The organism is Pseudomonas sp. FIP_A4, from assembly GCF_036701605.1.
GTDB classification, from domain to species: Bacteria; Pseudomonadota; Gammaproteobacteria; order Pseudomonadales; family Pseudomonadaceae; genus Stutzerimonas; species Stutzerimonas phenolilytica.
Window position 1 is genome coordinate 16,352 of record NZ_JAYDXP010000103.1, and the last position, 15,435, is coordinate 31,786.

15 protein-coding genes are annotated in these 15,435 nt (G+C 67.6%); 8 read left to right on the forward strand and 7 right to left on the reverse strand.

Annotation, left to right across the window (positions count from 1 at the left end; translation table 11 throughout):
* Nucleotides 1-39 precede the first annotated feature (39 nt).
* Entirely contained in the window at nucleotides 40-1,017 is a 978-nt protein-coding gene (locus tag U8L64_RS01725; RefSeq protein ID WP_333393476.1) for a quinone oxidoreductase family protein, read from the reverse strand.
* A 155-nt stretch (nucleotides 1,018-1,172) separates the two neighbouring features.
* Here U8L64_RS01725 and hemF point away from each other — a divergent pair, with 155 nt between their 5' ends.
* Nucleotides 1,173-2,090: an oxygen-dependent coproporphyrinogen oxidase gene (gene hemF / locus U8L64_RS01730; RefSeq protein WP_054094220.1), complete on the forward strand. Its 918-nt coding sequence runs from the start codon at nucleotides 1,173-1,175 to the stop codon at nucleotides 2,088-2,090.
* Nucleotides 2,091-2,148: 58 nt separating this feature from the next.
* Entirely contained in the window at nucleotides 2,149-2,964 is an 816-nt protein-coding gene (gene aroE / locus U8L64_RS01735) for a shikimate dehydrogenase (RefSeq protein WP_138300747.1), read from the forward strand.
* Between the two features lie 6 nt (nucleotides 2,965-2,970).
* On the opposite strand, the gene U8L64_RS01740 is transcribed toward aroE, so the two are convergent.
* A complete protein-coding gene (locus U8L64_RS01740) occupies nucleotides 2,971-3,582 on the reverse strand; it encodes an NAD(P)-dependent oxidoreductase (RefSeq protein WP_138300748.1) in 612 nt (203 codons plus the stop codon).
* 13 nt (nucleotides 3,583-3,595) lie between these two features.
* Nucleotides 3,596-3,907, reverse strand: a complete 312-nt coding sequence (locus U8L64_RS01745) for a DUF883 family protein (RefSeq protein WP_043294896.1) — start codon at nucleotides 3,905-3,907, stop codon at nucleotides 3,596-3,598.
* Nucleotides 3,908-4,162: 255 nt separating this feature from the next.
* On the opposite strand from U8L64_RS01745, the gene pbpG reads away from it, so the two are divergent.
* Entirely contained in the window at nucleotides 4,163-5,074 is a 912-nt protein-coding gene (gene pbpG, locus U8L64_RS01750) for a D-alanyl-D-alanine endopeptidase (RefSeq protein WP_138300749.1), read from the forward strand.
* A gap of 55 nt (nucleotides 5,075-5,129) precedes the next feature.
* Here the strand turns inward: pbpG and U8L64_RS01755 are convergent, their stop codons facing one another.
* Entirely contained in the window at nucleotides 5,130-5,456 is a 327-nt protein-coding gene (locus tag U8L64_RS01755; RefSeq protein WP_043294895.1) for a hypothetical protein, read from the reverse strand.
* A gap of 228 nt (nucleotides 5,457-5,684) precedes the next feature.
* Here U8L64_RS01755 and U8L64_RS01760 point away from each other — a divergent pair, with 228 nt between their 5' ends.
* The 5 genes from U8L64_RS01760 to U8L64_RS01780 all read left to right on the forward strand — a co-directional run bounded on the left by U8L64_RS01760 (nucleotide 5,685) and on the right by U8L64_RS01780 (nucleotide 12,609).
* Nucleotides 5,685-6,077, forward strand: coding sequence for a DUF2946 family protein (locus U8L64_RS01760; protein WP_138300750.1), 393 nt, complete (start codon nucleotides 5,685-5,687; stop codon nucleotides 6,075-6,077).
* 124 nt (nucleotides 6,078-6,201) lie between these two features.
* On the forward strand, nucleotides 6,202-8,247 hold the full coding sequence (locus tag U8L64_RS01765; protein WP_442965262.1) for a TonB-dependent receptor: 2,046 nt from the start codon (nucleotides 6,202-6,204) through the stop codon (nucleotides 8,245-8,247).
* 5 nt (nucleotides 8,248-8,252) lie between these two features.
* A complete protein-coding gene (locus U8L64_RS01770; protein ID WP_333393485.1) occupies nucleotides 8,253-9,773 on the forward strand; it encodes a PepSY domain-containing protein in 1,521 nt (506 codons plus the stop codon).
* 78 nt (nucleotides 9,774-9,851) lie between these two features.
* Nucleotides 9,852-11,921 (forward strand): maltose alpha-D-glucosyltransferase, encoded by a 2,070-nt coding sequence (gene treS / locus U8L64_RS01775; RefSeq protein ID WP_138300753.1) that lies wholly within the window; start codon nucleotides 9,852-9,854, stop codon nucleotides 11,919-11,921.
* 73 nt (nucleotides 11,922-11,994) lie between these two features.
* Nucleotides 11,995-12,609 carry an eCIS core domain-containing protein gene (locus tag U8L64_RS01780; protein ID WP_442965263.1) on the forward strand — a complete coding sequence of 205 codons (615 nt, stop codon included), beginning with the start codon at nucleotides 11,995-11,997 and terminating at the stop codon, nucleotides 12,607-12,609.
* 55 nt (nucleotides 12,610-12,664) lie between these two features.
* Here U8L64_RS01780 and U8L64_RS01785 read toward each other — a convergent pair whose 3' ends face one another.
* Genes U8L64_RS01785 through U8L64_RS01795 form a run of 3 tightly spaced genes read right to left on the reverse strand, consistent with a single transcriptional unit; the run spans nucleotide 12,665 to nucleotide 15,180 of the window.
* Nucleotides 12,665-13,438, reverse strand: coding sequence for a MetQ/NlpA family ABC transporter substrate-binding protein (locus tag U8L64_RS01785; protein ID WP_043294890.1), 774 nt, complete (start codon nucleotides 13,436-13,438; stop codon nucleotides 12,665-12,667).
* A gap of 57 nt (nucleotides 13,439-13,495) precedes the next feature.
* A complete protein-coding gene (locus U8L64_RS01790; RefSeq protein ID WP_333393488.1) occupies nucleotides 13,496-14,173 on the reverse strand; it encodes a methionine ABC transporter permease in 678 nt (225 codons plus the stop codon).
* Nucleotides 14,173-15,180, reverse strand: coding sequence for a methionine ABC transporter ATP-binding protein (locus U8L64_RS01795; protein WP_333393490.1), 1,008 nt, complete (start codon nucleotides 15,178-15,180; stop codon nucleotides 14,173-14,175). Before U8L64_RS01795 ends, U8L64_RS01790 begins: the two co-directional genes overlap by 1 nt.
* Nucleotides 15,181-15,435 lie beyond the last annotated feature (255 nt).

Genomic DNA, 15,435 nt, shown 5'->3' on the forward strand with positions numbered 1-15,435 from the left:
CATTGCGCCTCCGACTTGAGGCGCCCGCGCGGTGCGCCGTTACGGCAGCAGGATCGTCGAGCCGGTGGTTTCCCGTGCGGCCAGGCGGCGTTGGGCTTCGGCGGCGTCGCGCAACGGATAGCGCTGGCCGATCTCGATGTGGATCCGGCCGCTTTCGATCATCGCGAACAGCTCATCGGCCATCGCCTGCAGGCGTTCGGGCGAGTCGGCATAACCGGCGACCGTCGGCCGGGTGACGAACAGCGAGCCCTTCTGCGCCAGCACGCCGAGGTTCACCCCGGTGACGGCGCCGGAGGCGTTGCCGAAGCTGACCAGCAATCCGCGCGGGGCGACGCAGTCCAGCGAGATTTCCCAGGTGTCCTTGCCCACCGAGTCGTAGACCACTGGGCATTTGCGTCCGTCGGTCAGCTCCAGCACGCGCTGGACGACGTCTTCCCGGCTGCGGTCGATGGTCGCCCAGGCGCCCAGCGCCCGCGCACGTTCGGCCTTCTCGGCCGAGCCGACCACCCCGATCAGCCGCACGCCCAGCGCCTTGGCCCACTGACAGGCGATCGAGCCGACGCCACCGGCCGCGGCGTGGAACAGCACGGTATCGCTGGCCTGCAGCGGGTGGGTCTGGCGCAGCAGGTACTGGCAGGTCAGGCCCTTGAGCATCGCCGCGGCAGCCTCTTCGAAGCTGATCGAGTCCGGCAGCTTCACCAGATTCCCCGCCGGCAGCACGTGATGCTCGGCGTAAGCCCCCAGTGGTCCGGTGCCATAGGCAACGTGGTCGCCGGGCTGAAAGGCAGTGACGCCCTTGCCCACTGCCTCGACCACCCCGGCACCTTCGTTGCCCAGCCCCGAGGGCAGGCTCGGCGGTGCGTAGAGGCCGCTGCGGAAATAGGTGTCGATGAAGTTCAGGCCGATGGCGTGATTGCGTACGCGAACTTCGCCCGGCCCCGGCTCGGCCACCGGCGCGTCGACCAGTTCGAGAACCTCGGGGCCACCGTGCTGGCGGAATTGAATGCGCTGCGACATCTCAGGCTCCTGCTGGGGATCAAAGAGACCTATCCAACCTGCCGAGCCTGCTTTAGTCAATCGAGCGGATGCTATGCTTGCCGGCCCGATCCACGCCCCGACACCCCTGCGCCCGGCTCCGCTCGCGCGCGGTGCCGTCATTCGCAAGGTGATTCGTGAACGTTCGAACCGAAGCCGTCAAAGCCTACCTGCTCTCGTTGCAGGACCGCATCTGCGCCGCCCTGGAGGCCGAAGATGGCCGCGCGCGCTTCATCGAGGATGCCTGGACTCGGCCCGGCGGGGGCGGCGGTCGCACCCGTGTGATCGAGAACGGCGCGCTGATCGAGAAGGGTGGGGTCAACTTCTCCCACGTGTTCGGCACCGGTCTGCCACCCTCGGCCAGCGCGCATCGGCCGGAGCTGGCCGGGCGCGGCTTCCAGGCGCTCGGTGTATCGCTGGTGATCCACCCGGAGAACCCCCACGTGCCGACCTCGCATGCCAACGTGCGCTTCTTCATCGCCGAGAAGGAAGGCGAGGAGCCAGTCTGGTGGTTCGGCGGCGGGTTCGACCTCACGCCCTACTACGGCGTCGAGGAAGACTGCGTGCACTGGCACCGGGTCGCGCGCGATGCCTGTGCACCGTTCGGCGCCGACGTCTATCCGCGCTACAAGGAATGGTGCGACCGCTATTTCCACATCAAGCACCGCAACGAACCGCGCGGGGTCGGCGGTCTGTTCTTCGACGATCTCAACCAGTGGGACTTCGATACCTGTTTCGCCTTCCTGCGCGCGGTCGGCGATGCCTATCTGGAGGCCTACCTGCCGATTGTCCGCAGGCGCAAGGACACGCCCTATGGCGAGCGCCAGCGTGAATTCCAGGCCCTGCGCCGCGGCCGCTATGTCGAATACAACCTGGTCTATGACCGCGGCACGCTGTTCGGTCTGCAATCGGGCGGGCGCACCGAATCGATCCTGATGTCACTGCCGCCGCGGGTGAGCTGGGGGTATGACAAGCAGCCGCAAGCCGGCTCGGCCGAAGCGCGGCTGACCGAATACTTCCTCAAGGACCGCGATTGGCTGGCAGAGTGCTCCTGAGTACAACCCTGCGCCTAGTGCCCGTAAAAATAACTCGTTGATGTAGAAGGAATTCTGGATGGACCGCTACGGCGTCTTCGGCAATCCTATCGGCCACAGCAAGTCGCCGCAGATCCATGCGCTGTTCGCCGCGCAGACCGGCCAGGCGCTGCGCTACGACCCGCTGCTGGCGCCGCTGGAGGAATTCCCGGCGTTCGCCCGGGCGTTCTTCGAGAGCGGTCAGGGTGCCAACGTCACCGTGCCGTTCAAGGAACAGGCCTATCGCCTCGCCGACCAGCTGACCGAGCGCGCCCGCCGCGCCGGTGCGGTCAATACCTTGAAGAAGCTCGCCGACGGGCGCCTGCTCGGCGACAACACCGATGGCGTCGGCCTGGTCAACGATTTGCGCAACGCCGGCGTCGAGCTGGCCGGCCGGCGCGTGCTGCTGCTTGGCGCCGGCGGTGCCGTGCGTGGCGTGCTCGAACCGCTGCTGGCACAGCGCCCCGCCGCCTTGCTGATCGCCAACCGCACGCCGGCCAAGGCCGAACAGCTGGCGGCCGAATTCGCCGAACTCGGGCCGATCTCCGCCTGCAGCTTCGCCGACGTGCCGGCCCCGGTCGACCTGATCATCAACGGCACTTCGGCCAGCCTGGGCGGTGACGTGCCGCCCCTGGCCGACGCGCTGATCGTTCCCGGCCGGACCTTCTGCTACGACATGATGTACGCGGCCGCGCCGACGGCGTTCTGCCAGTGGGCGAGCGCGCGCGGCGCCCGGGTGCGTGACGGCCTCGGCATGCTGGTGGAACAGGCCGCGGCGGCGTTCGAGCTGTGGCGCGGCGTGCGTCCCGAAACCGCGCCGGTGCTCGCCGAACTGCGCCGCCAACTCGCCGGCTGAGGGCGCTCAGAGACGGAACTGAATCCGCTGGTGCAGATGCTGCGGACGCTCCAGCTCGTCGAGCATGCCGGCAGCGATGCGGCGCAGCTGCACGCGCGGATCGTTGCGCGGCAGTCCGGCGATGTCGCTCAGGTCATCGATGGACAGCTCCTCGCCCGCCGTGCCGGCGTCCACCAGCGTCCATTTCAGCGGGTGCGAGGCGATCAGCTTCAGCGCGGCGTCCAGTTCCGATTCCTCGGCATGCGCGGCGAAATCGGCCACCAGTAGCAGGCGCTCGACACCGGCCTCGGTCATGCCGTTGAGCAGCGTGTACACCGCTTGGTAGAGGTCCTGCGGTTGGCCGACGATGGCGGCATCCGGGGCGCTGGGCACCGACGGGCTGTCGAACAGGCAGATCACGCCATCCATGCCGGCGACACTGCGCGCCACGCTGGCGACGTCGAACAGGTCGCCGGGCTTGGTGCGCAGCCCGGGACGCGCGGTGATCGAGTTGCAGTCGTTGAGCAGGGCCACGGCTTCATGCTGCCGGCTCAGCAGTTCGCAGAGCACGGCACTGCCCAGACTGGAATGCGCTCCGTAGAGCGCGAACTTCAGGCGCGGCGTTTCGGCGTTGAGCATGGCGGCCGTCCTTTTAGCGACGTGTGACCAGATAGCCGATCAACGCGCAGGCACCGGCGGCCAGTGCCACCGTGGTCCACGGATGCGCGCGGGCGCAGTCCTTGGCCATGCGGCCGGCATCGCGGGTCCGCCGCGACAGGTCGGCGCAGTGTTCGTCCCAGTGAGCGTCGTGCCAGAGCGCTTCGGCGCGCGAGCGCAGATCCTGCAGACCGTGGCGGGAGCCGCGCGTGGCGTCGTGTCTGAGCTCGTCTAGGGCGCGCATGAGGGTATCGATCTCGTGCTGGACTTCGGCACGCGTGGTGGGTGTGTGGCTGAATCGCGACATGTGAGGCCTCCCCTGCAATCGATGTGAGCCAATTTGGACTCTGCGCCCTACCAAAGGTGCCACTCCGCCCGGGGACGGGGCGGCGCGATTGAGCTGGCCGCGCTACGCTCAGCGTAGTCGATGCTTGCGGCCTCGGCGTGGCGCCTCGGCGCATCGCACGCGAAAGCTGCGGTCCGCCTGGGGCGCGCATATACTGCGCGCCGCGTCTGTCGTTGCGGCGCGTCCCGTTTCCGAACCTTTCTGTGGGTGAAATCCGTGAAGCTACGTCAATCGTTCCTGGGGCTGCTGCTGGGATGCGGCGGTATCGTGCTGGCCACGCTGGCCTGCGCCGCGCCCAAGGGCCAGCAGGAACTGGCATCCGGCAGCGCCCTGCTGGTCGACCTGCGGACCAGTGAAGTGCTCTATTCGAGCAATCCCGACCTGGTGGTGCCGATCGCCTCGGTGACCAAGCTGATGACCGCGATGGTGGTGCTCGATGCCAAGCTGCCGCTGGACCAGGTGCTGCCGGTCACCATTCGCGAAGCGGTCGAGATGCGCGGCGTCTACTCGCGCGTGCGCCTGGGCAGTGAGATCAGCCGGCGCAACATGCTGCTGCTGACCCTGATGTCCTCGGAGAACCGCGCGGCGGCCAGCCTGGCGCACCATTACCCGGGCGGCTACGGCGCCTTTATCCAGGCGATGAACGCCAAGGCGCGGGCGCTGGGCATGAGCAGCACGCGTTACGTCGAGCCGACCGGGCTCTCCGAACGCAACGTCTCCAGCGCCAACGATCTGGTCAAACTGATCCGCGCCAGCCAGCATTACCCGCTGATCGAGCAGTTCAGCACTACCACCGAGAAGACCGTGGCGTTCCGCAAGCCGAGCTACACCCTCGGTTTTCGCAACACCAACGCGCTGGTGCGCAAGCCCAACTGGGACATCCAGCTGACCAAGACCGGCTTCACCAACGCCGCCGGTCATTGCCTGGTGATGCGCACCACCATGAATCGGCGCCCGGTGGCCTTCGTGGTGCTGGATGCGTTCGGCAAGTACACGCACATGGCCGACGCCAACCGGCTGAAGAAGTGGGTCGAGACCGGTGCCGTCACGCCGGTGCCGGCGGCGGCGCTGGCCTACAAGCAGCAGAAGATGGCCCAGCGCCAACAGATGCTGCAGGCCGCGCAGTAGCAGGATGGAGAAATGAAAAAACGCCGCATCGCGGCGTTTTTTTATGGTTGCCGGCTCAGAGTGAGCCGAGCCGCTGGACGAACAGGAAGAACACCAGCAGCACGCTATTGATCGCCCAGGCGGCGGTCAGCAGTCGCGCCATGTCGCCATAAAGCCTGTTGCGCACGTTGTCGGCGCACAGCCAGATTTCCATGATGATCCAGGCCGTGTAGCCGAGAATCAGCCCGAACATCAGCAGGTTGGTCGCCAGCGAGGCGCCGTTGAAATAGGCGAACAGCGCCATGCCCCAGAGAATCTGGCTGGGGATCACGCCATAGAGCCAGAACACCACGCCCAGCGGGCGTTTGATCAACAGGGAAGCCAGTGGGGATGACGATTTCATGGCTGCGATCCTTATTCCAGAGGGCTCGGCCATCATCCGCAGGACACTGCGGGTGGCGTGGACGAGGCGGCTTGCGAATGCCGCGCTCGATTTCACTCTAGCCCTGTCCCATCTGCGACGCAATGCCGCACCCTGCGAAGCCTCCGCGCGAATTTCTTGCGTTTGCGCAATTTCATTAGTTGATATTAATTCTTAAGATCACTCGCCTCCTCCACTCGCGGATCGCTCATGCGCCGTAGCCGTACGACAGCCTGGATTGCCCTCGCGGCCATGCTCCTGCATCTGCTGGCGATGCCGCTTGCCGGCAGCCTGTCGGCCGAGACCAAGCGCCTGCTCGGCTGGGGCGGCTACTGTCCGCTGGCGCAGCAGCTCGAACATGCCGGCCATGCGCAGGCGGCGGCCGATCAGCACGATTCCGGGCCGGCTGCGCACCACGCCAGCATGCCGCAGTGCTGTTGCGGTGCCGGTTTCGCCGGGCTCGCCGTTCTGCCCAGTGCCACGCCGTCGCTGCCCGATCCACATGCCCTGCTGCGGGTGCGCCTGCCCGCCGAGCCCGCATCGCTGCCAGCGCCGCGCCAGCAATGGCCGGCGCTCAACCCGCGCGCATCCCCCCTCGCCTGAAGCGGGCCGACCGGCCCTTTCGTTCATCGAACCGTACTTGCCGCCGCGGCTGTGGCCGCGCGCCCGTACCCGATCACCCGGCGTTTGAGCGTCGGGACACGAATCGCTTCAAGGAAACTCATCGATGGTCTTTCACCCGCGCGCCCCGCGCCACTCCACCCTGCCCTGCCTGCTGGCCAGCTCGGCCCTGCTGTCGCTCTGCGCAATGGCGCACGCCGACAACCGCGCCGACTCCGCCCTGAGTCTGGGCAGCAGCACCGTCACCGCCGACGGCAGCGGTCCGCTGCAGACCAGCAGCGTCATCAGCTCGGTCGACCTGCTCGGCGGCGACATCCTCGAGCAGCAGCCGGTGCTCTACAGCTGGGAACTGTTCCGCCGCGCGCCGGGCGTGATGCTCACCGAGTTCGGCCAGGGCACCAGCTCCGGCAAGCTGTCGTTCCGCGGCTTCAATGGCGAGGGCGAGGTCAACGCGGTCAAGCTGCTGATCGACGGCATTCCGAGCAACAGCAACGACGGCAACATGCCCTACCTGGATATGCTGTTCCCGCTGGAGATCGACGGCATCGAGGTGGTGCGTGGCACCAACGACCCGCGCTACGGCCTGTACAACATCGCCGGCAACGTCACCGTGCATTCGCGCACCGGCGGCGAATACGGCAAGGCGCGGCTGCGCTACGGCAGCTTCGACACCCAGGAACTGCAGGTGGCCAAGGGCATCGAGGGCAGCAACTGGACGCAGAACTACTTCATCGGCCAGCAGAAGAGCGGCGGCTATCGCGACCACGCCGACGCCGAGCGCACCAGCCTGTCCGGCAAGTGGTTCTACCAACCGGACGCCGCCGCCTGGCGCCTGGGCCTGATCGCCCGCCACTACCAGGCCGATGCCAACGAGCCGGGTTACCTGTCACGCGAGGATGCGCGCCGCTCGCCGCGCGAGTCCTACGCGCTGTCGGCCACCGACATGGGCGAGCGCGAGATGAACCAGCTCAGCTTGCACCTGGACAGCGAGCTGGCCACCGATCTGTCGTGGGCCACCAAGGTCTGGCTCAACACCCTGGACGACGACCGCTGGGTGCGCTTCTCGCAGTCGGCGCCGCAGCAGCAGCGCACCACCGAGGAGCGCCACTACGGTGCGCGCAGCTCGCTGACCTACCGTCCGGAGGTGGCCTGGCTGCATGACTTTTCCCTCGAAGGCGGGCTCGACACCGAGCAGCAACGCAACCGCAGCGAGCGCTTTACCACCGTCGAACGCGAGCCGGTGACGCAGACCCGCGACCAGCGCTTCGACTACGACAGCTACGGCGCCTACCTGCAGGCGGTGATCCAGCCGGTGGAGTCGCTGAAGCTCATCCCGGCGTTTCGCGTCGATCGCATCGAGGGCGACTACACCGACGAGCTGACCGGCAAGGACTATTCGATCAACGACTACGGCAGCATCGAGCAGCCGAAGATCAGCCTGGTCTACACCCCGGTGAAGGCGCTCAGCCTCTACGGCAACTGGGGCCGCAGCTTCCAGATCGGCACCGGCGCCGCGGCGTACAAGGTGCCGCCGCGCACCACCGACCTGTCGCCGTCGATCAACGACGGCTGGGAAACCGGCCTCAAGTTCAACCCGACGCCCTGGCTCGACGGCCGCATCGCCTACTGGGAGCAGGTCGCCTCCGACGAAGTGCGGCGCCGGCTCAACGACCCCAGCGGCGAATCGGAAAACCTCGGGCAGACGCGTCGCTGGGGTTACGACGCCCAGCTCAACCTCTACCCGAGCGCGGAGCTGAGCCTGTGGCTGGCGCACTCCTGGCAGTTCTCCGAGATCGAGAAAGCCGACCCGAGCCTGCCGGCCAGCCAGGGCCAGGAGATCGATCACGTGCCGCAGCGCCTGTATTCGGCCGGCAGCACCTACCAGGCGACGCCGGACCTGCAGCTCAGCGCCTGGCTCAACGGCCAGACCGACTACTACCTCGAGCGCGAGAACACCCAGGGCACCTACGGCGGCTATGTGCTGTTCAACCTCGGTGCCAACTACCAGCTGACCGAGCAGCTGGCCGTCGACCTGCAGCTGAAGAACCTCACCGATCGCTACTACGAGTACGTCTGGTACGACGGCGTGCAGTCGCTGCATGCGCCGGGTGACGGCCGCGCGCTGTACGCCGCCGTGACCCTGGACTTCTGAGCGGCATGAAGCGCTACCTGTTCCTGGCGCACCGCTGGCTCGGCATCGTCCTCGGCGTGTTCGTGCTGCTGTGGATCGTCAGCGGCATGGTGATGCTCTACGTCGGCTATCCCAAGCTGACCAGCGCCGAGCACCTGGCGCGGCTGGCACCGCTGGCCGGCGATTGCTGCGTCGCACCCGGGGTGGCGCTGGCGGCCGCGGGCGGCGCACGCCCAGCGAGCCGTCTGCGCCTGACCAGCGCCGGTGGCTCGCCGCGTTACCTGCTCGACTATGGCGAGGGTCCGCTGGTCGCGGTCGATGCACAGAGCGGCCGGCGTATCGAGCGGATCGGTCCGGCCGAGGCGCTGGCCAGCGCGCGGCAGTTCTCCGACGGCGCCGCGGTTCGTCTCATCGACCTGATCGACGAGGACGCCTGGACGCGCAACCACGCGCTGGCGCGGGAGCGACCGCTGTACCGCGTGCAGAGCTCGGATGCCGAAGGCCGCCTGCTCTACGTCTCCAGCCATAGCGGGCTGGTGGTACGCGATGCGACCGCGCAGGAACGTGCCTGGAACTATCTGGGCGCCTGGCTGCACTGGCTGTATCCGCTGCGCGAGGTGCTACCCAAGGCCGCCTGGGCCATTGCGCTGATCTACGGCGCGCTGCTGGCGGGGCTGATGGTGCTGCTCGGCTTGCTGATCGGCGTGTTGCGCTGGCGCTTCGCCGGTCGCTATCGCAACGGTTCGCGCTCGCCCTACCCCGGCGGCGCCGGCCGCGTGCATCACCTCGGCGGCCTGCTTGGCGGCGGCGTGCTGCTGGTCTGGCTGCTCAGCGGCATGCTGTCGATGGAACCCTGGGGGATGTTCCAGAACCGTTCGGGCATCAATGCCGGGGCGCTGGCTGGCGCGCCGCTGGCGGCCGGTGCCCTGCCCGGCGAGCTGCGCGCCAGCCTGCAGCGCCTGCGCGCGGCCGGTATCGAGGCGGTCGAGCTGGACTGGTATATGTTCGCTGGCGAGCCGTATCTGCTCGGCCGCGATGCCTACGGCGCAACGCGCGTACTGGCGCTGGGCGACGCCGCTGCGGCGCGGCTGCGCCTGCCGCGCGCCGAGCTGGAGCGCGCCGTGCAGCAGGCCTGGCCCGAGCAGGCGCCACAGTTCGACTGGCTCGAGCAGGCCGACCGGCACTACTACGCGCGCAGCGAACCCAGCCTCTACAGCGACCTGCCGCGGCGCCTGCCAGTGCTGCGCGTGCGCTTCGACGATCCGGCGGCGACCTGGCTGCACATCGATCCCTACAGCGGCATGGTCATCGAGCAGCTCGACGAGCGCCGGCGTGCGGTGCGCTGGGTGTTCAAGCTGCTGCACAGCTGGGACTGGCTGCCGCTGCTGCAGCGCCCGTGGCTGCGCGATTGCCTGCTGCTGGCGGGCAGCGCCGGGGTGCTGCTGCTCGGCGCCAGCGGCGTGCTGCTCGGCTGGCGGCGGCTGCGGCGCAAGCCGCGGCGGCGGGCGGAGGTCAGGGCCAAGGCGGCGGCTGCGTCGTCACGTTAGGCAGGCAGGATGCAACGATGGCGAGGCGCTCGACTCCAACCTCTACATCGCCCCTGTCTTGCCCCAACGGATCGACGCATGAGCAACCCGGACAACGCCTACATCCAGTGGCTGGTCGACCAGTCCATGCTGCACGCGGCGCGCCAGAGCGCGCGCCTCTACGCCGGCCAGTCGCGCCTCTGGCAGCGCCCCTACGCTCAGGCGCGGCCGCGCGATGCCAGCGCGATCGCCTCGGTGTGGTTCACCGCCTACCCGGCGGCAATCATCACCGCCGACGGCGCCTCGGTGCTGCAGACGCTGGGTGACGAACGGCTGTGGAGCGCGCTGTCCGAGCTCGGCGTGCAGGGCATCCACAACGGCCCGATGAAACGCTCCGGCGGCCTGCGCGGCCGCGAGTACACGCCCACGGTGGATGGCAACTTCGACCGCATCGGCTTCGACATCGACCCGGCGCTCGGCAGCGAGGAGCAGATGCTCCAGCTCAGCCGCGTCGCCGCCGCGCACAACGCCGTGGTGATCGACGACATCGTCCCGGCGCACACCGGCAAGGGCGCTGACTTCCGCCTCGCCGAAATGGCCTACGAGGACTATCCCGGCCTCTACCACATGGTGGAGATCCGCGAGGAAGACTGGGCGCTGCTGCCCGAGGTGCCGCCGGAGCGCGACGCGGTGAACCTGCTGCCGCCAGTGGTCGACCGCCTGAAGGAAAAGCACTACATCGTCGGCCAGCTGCAACGGGTGATCTTCTTCGAGCCCGGCATCAAGGACACCGACTGGAGCGCCACCGGCGAAATCATCGGGGTCGACGGCAAGGTGCGCCGCTGGGTCTATCTGCACTACTTCAAGGAAGGCCAGCCGTCGCTGAACTGGCTCGACCCGACCTTCGCCGCGCAGCAGCTGATCATCGGCGATGCCTTGCACGCCATCGACGTCGGCGGCGCGCGCGTGCTGCGGCTGGACGCCAACGGCTTTCTCGGTGTCGAGCGGCGTGCCGAAGGCAGCGCCTGGTCAGAGAGCCACCCGCTGTCGGTGACCGGTAACCAGCTGATCGCCGGCATGATCCGCAAAGCCGGCGGCTTCAGCTTCCAGGAGCTCAACCTGACCCTGGACGACATCGCGGCCATGTCCCACGGCGGCGCCGACCTGTCCTACGACTTCATCACCCGCCCCGCCTACCAGCACGCATTGCTCACCGGCGACAGCGAATTCCTGCGGCTGATGCTCAGGGAAATGCACACCATCGGCATCGACCCGGCGTCGCTGATCCACGCGCTGCAGAACCACGACGAGCTGACTCTGGAGCTGGTGCATTTCTGGACGCTGCACGCCTACGACCACTACCACTTCCGCGGCCAGACGCTGCCCGGCGGGCATCTGCGCGAACTGATCCGCGAGGAGATGTACGAACGCCTGACCGGCGAGCAGGCGCCCTACAACCTCAAGTTCGTCACCAATGGCGTGGCCTGCACCAGCGCCAGCCTGATCGCCGCCGCGCTGGGCATCCGCGACCTGGACGCCATCGGCCCGGCCGAGGTCGAGCAGATCCAGCGTCTGCACCTCCTGCTGGTGATGTTCAACGCCATGCAGCCAGGCGTGTTCGCCCTCTCCGGCTGGGATCTGGTCGGCGCCCTGCCGCTGGCCCCCGGGCAGGTCGCGCACCTGATGGGCGACGGCGACACGCGCTGGATCAACCGCGGCGCCTATGACCTGGCCGATCTTGCGCCCGAGGCCGAGGCCTCCGCCGAGGGCCTGCCGCGTGCTCGCGCGCTGTACGGCAGCCTCGTCGAGCAGCTGCAGAACCCCGGTTCCTTCGCCTGCCAGCTCAAGCGCATCCTCAGTGTGCGGCGCGCCTACGACATCGCCGCCAGCCGGCAGATCCTGATTCCGGACGTTCAGGCGCCGGGCCTGCTGGTGATGGTCCACGAGCTGCCGGCCGGCAAGGGCGTACAGCTCACCGCGCTGAATTTCGGCGCCGCGCCGATCAGCGAGACGATCTGCCTGCCCGGCGTCGCGCCGGGGCCGGTGGTCGACATCATCCACGAGCGGGTCGAGGGCGATCTGACCGAGAACTGCGAGCTGACGCTCAACCTCGATCCCTACGAAGGCCTCGCCCTGCGTGTGGTCAGCGCGGCCTCGCCGGTGATCTGAGCGGCCCTTCGCGGGCCGGCGCCGCGCCGCTATAGTGCGCGGCGCCGATCGCCTCCCCTCTGCGAGAACCACCGTGTCGCTCAAGCCGTTCCTTCGCCTGACCCGAGGCCTGCTCACGCTGCTGGCGCTGGGCAGCGCCGCCGTCCCGGCACAGACCAGCTGCCCGTCCGGCGAGCAGCCGCTTTGTCTGGGCGGCAACTGTTTCTGCGTGCCCGGCGCGGCCACCGACGCCCAGGTGGTGCTCGAGCGCGTGCAGCAGATGAGCGCGCTGGCGCTGCAGAGCTGGATCCAGCAGTCGCGCGAGCAGCTGATCGCCGCCGGCGCCGAGCCGATTCCGCTGCACTTGCGCCTGCAACTGGAGCCTTACTTCGACCTGGCGGTGCTGGAGACGGCGCGCTTTCGCGTTGGCGACCAGGTTGCGCTGGATGCCGGCAACGCGCTGTTGCGCAACCCGGACGTCAACGCCGTCACCCTGATCGACGTCATCGTGTTCCGCCGACCGGCGGACGCGCAGGACAACCTCGCGCTGTGGGCGCATGAGCTCAAGCACGTCGAACAGTATCTGGATTGGGGCGTGGCCGAATTCGCGCGGCGCTACACGCTGGATCACCGCGCCGTGGAAAGCCCCGCTTACGCGCTGGAGCGCGAGGTCGAGCAGGCGTTGCGTCAGGCCGAGGCGCAACCCTGAGCTGCGGACATGAAAAACCCCGCCGCGGCGGGGTTTTCGGTCACAGCGCTAGCGTTCAGTACACCGGCACCACCGCACCGGCGTACTTCTCGGCCATGAATTGCAGGACGTCTTGGCTATGCAGCACCTCGACCAGCTTCTGCATGGCGGCGCTGTCCTTGTTGTCCGGCCGGGCGACCAGGATGTTCACGTAAGGCGAGTCGCTGCCTTCGATGATCAGGGCGTCCTCGATCGGGTTCAGCTTGGCTTCCAGCGCGTAGTTGGTGTTGATCAGCGCCAGGTCGACCTGGGTCAGCACGCGCGGCAGGGTCGCGGCTTCCAGCTCACGCACCTTGATGTGCTTGGGGTTGTCGGCGATGTCCTTCGGCGTGGCGGTGATGCCGGCGCCTTCCTTCAGCGTGATCACCCCGGCCTTGGCCAGCAGCAGCAGCGCGCGGCCGCCGTTGGTGGCGTCGTTGGGAATCACCACGTTGGCGCCGTCGGGCAGCTCGTCCAGCGACTTGTACTTGCTGGAGTAGGCGCCGAACGGCTCGATGTGCACGCCGGTGACGCTGACCAGATCGGTGCCCTTGCCCTTGTTGAACTCGTCCAGGTACGGCTGGTGCTGGAAGAAGTTGGCGTCCAGGCGCTTCTCGGCGACCTGGATGTTCGGCTGCACGTAGTCGGTGAAGATCTTGATCTCCAGTTCCACGCCCTGCTCGGCCAGCTTGGGTTTGACGAACTCGAGGATCTCGGCGTGCGGCACCGCGGTGGCGGCGACTTTCAGTTCTTCGGCCGCCTGAGCGGAGAAGGCGGCAACGGTAGCCAGGGCGGCAATCAGTTTCTTCATCGTTCGGTTCCTTCAGGAGTTGAGCGGGGTGCGATGGTTCGCTCGCCCTGGTTGCGGTTATTTGCGCGAAAAATGCGTGACCAGCCGGTCGCCGACGCTTTGCAGTACCTGCACCAGCACCAGCAGTAGGACCACGGTGACCACCATCACGTCGGTCTGGAAGCGCTGGTAGCCGAAGCGGATCGCCAGGTCGCCGAGACCACCGGCGCCCACCACACCGGCCATCGCGGTGTAGGACACCAGGGTGATGGCGGTGACGGTAATCGCCGCGATGATGCCCGGCCGCGCCTCCGGCAGCAATGCGCTGAAGATGATCTGCCGGGTGGTGGCGCCCATCGCTTGGGTGGCCTCGATGATGCCGCGGTCCACCTCGCGCAGCGCGGTTTCCACCAGCCGCGCGAAGAACGGCGCAGCGCCCACCACCAGCGGCGGAATCGCCCCGGCCACGCCCAGCGAGGTGCCGGTGAGCAGCACGGTGAACGGGATCATCACGATCAACAGGATGATGAACGGCAGCGAGCGCAGCACGTTGACCACAAACGACAGCGCCGCATACAGCGGGCCGTTCTCGAACAGCTGACGCGGACCGGCGAGGAACAGCAGCACGCCCAGCGGCAGGCCGAGCAGGATGGTGAACAGCAGCGAGCCGCCGAGCATCAGCAGGGTGTCCAGCGAGGCCAGCCAGATTTCGTACCAGTCCACATTCCCTAACAAAGAGCTGAACAACGCATCCATCAGCGCAATACCTCCACGTGCACGTCGGCGGCCTGCAGACGGCTGATCGCCGCCGCCATGTCACCGCCGATCAGCGCCAGCGTGAGCTGGCCGTAGGGGGTGTCCTTGATGCGGTCGATGCGCCCGGACAGGATGCTGTAGTCGACCCCGGTTTCACGGGCGACCGTGCCCAGCAGCGGCTTGTAGGTCGAATCGCCCTGAAAGGTCAGGCGCAGGATGCGCCCTGGCACATGGGCGAAATCGTCGTGTTGCTCGCCTTCGTCCACTGCCTCGTCTTCCAGGACGAAACGCTGGGTGGTCGGGTGCTTGGGGTGCAGGAACACCTCGGTGACCGGACCCTGCTCGACGATCGCGCCGCCGTCCATCACCGCGACGCGGTCGCAGACGCGGCGGATCACGTCCATCTCGTGGGTGATCAGCACGATGGTCAGCTGCAGCTCGCGGTTGATCTCGGCCAGCAGTTGCAATACCTGCGCGGTGGTCTGCGGGTCGAGGGCGCTGGTGGCTTCGTCGCAGAGCAGGATGTCCGGCTCGGTGGCCAGCGCCCGGGCGATGCCGACGCGCTGCTTCTGCCCGCCGGAGAGCTGCGCCGGGTATTTGCGCGCATGGTCCGTGAGGCCGACGCGCGCGAGCAGGGCGGCGACGCGGCGGTCGATATCGGCTTTCGAGTAGTTGCCGGCCAGGCGTAGCGGCATGGCGACGTTGTCGGCCACGGTCTTGGACATCAGCAGGTTGAAGTGCTGGAAGATCATCCCGACGCGCTGGCGGAAGCGCCGCAGACCGTCGGCATCCAGCGCGGTGACGTCCTCGCCGTTGACCAGGATGCGTCCGCCGGAGGGTTCCTCGAGGCGGTTGATCAGGCGCAGCAGCGTGCTCTTGCCGGCGCCGGAATGGCCGATCAGGCCGAACACTTCACCGGAGGCAATCTCCAGCTGCGTCGGCTGCAGGGCGGGGACGTCCCTGCCGGCGGTCCGATAGGTTTTGTGGACTTGATGGAATTCGATCACGGGCGAACCTTGTGGGTGCGGCGTTCGTTGCCGGGATATTCGGCGAAAGCCGGGCATTCTACCCGTTTGCCGGGCGGGTCGCTCGAATGTGCCCATTCGATTGACTGAATATATCGCTGCCATAGGCAATGCAAATCGTCGCAGCCGGCAACCTTGCAGCCGTTGCCGGGGTCACTAACCGGTACGCCGTGAATTGATCACGCATCTGGCCAGCCCCGGCTCGATCGTTCGCGGTTCAGCTAATCGGCTAACCGA

Excerpts from the sequence above, each read along its gene's own strand:
- U8L64_RS01725 (WP_333393476.1), bottom strand. The coding sequence starts at position 1,017 with ATGTCGCAGCGCATTCAATTCCGCCAGCACGGTGGCCCCGAGGTTCTC.
- aroE (WP_138300747.1), top strand. The coding sequence starts at position 2,149 with ATGGACCGCTACGGCGTCTTCGGCAATCCTATCGGCCACAGCAAGTCG.
- U8L64_RS01740 (WP_138300748.1), bottom strand. The coding sequence starts at position 3,582 with ATGCTCAACGCCGAAACGCCGCGCCTGAAGTTCGCGCTCTACGGAGCG.
- U8L64_RS01745 (WP_043294896.1), bottom strand. The coding sequence starts at position 3,907 with ATGTCGCGATTCAGCCACACACCCACCACGCGTGCCGAAGTCCAGCAC.
- U8L64_RS01755 (WP_043294895.1), bottom strand. The coding sequence starts at position 5,456 with ATGAAATCGTCATCCCCACTGGCTTCCCTGTTGATCAAACGCCCGCTG.
- U8L64_RS01760 (WP_138300750.1), top strand. The coding sequence starts at position 5,685 with ATGCGCCGTAGCCGTACGACAGCCTGGATTGCCCTCGCGGCCATGCTC.
- U8L64_RS01765 (WP_442965262.1), top strand. The coding sequence starts at position 6,202 with ATGGTCTTTCACCCGCGCGCCCCGCGCCACTCCACCCTGCCCTGCCTG.
- U8L64_RS01770 (WP_333393485.1), top strand. The coding sequence starts at position 8,253 with ATGAAGCGCTACCTGTTCCTGGCGCACCGCTGGCTCGGCATCGTCCTC.
- treS (WP_138300753.1), top strand. The coding sequence starts at position 9,852 with ATGAGCAACCCGGACAACGCCTACATCCAGTGGCTGGTCGACCAGTCC.
- U8L64_RS01785 (WP_043294890.1), bottom strand. The coding sequence starts at position 13,438 with ATGAAGAAACTGATTGCCGCCCTGGCTACCGTTGCCGCCTTCTCCGCT.
- U8L64_RS01790 (WP_333393488.1), bottom strand. The coding sequence starts at position 14,173 with ATGGATGCGTTGTTCAGCTCTTTGTTAGGGAATGTGGACTGGTACGAA.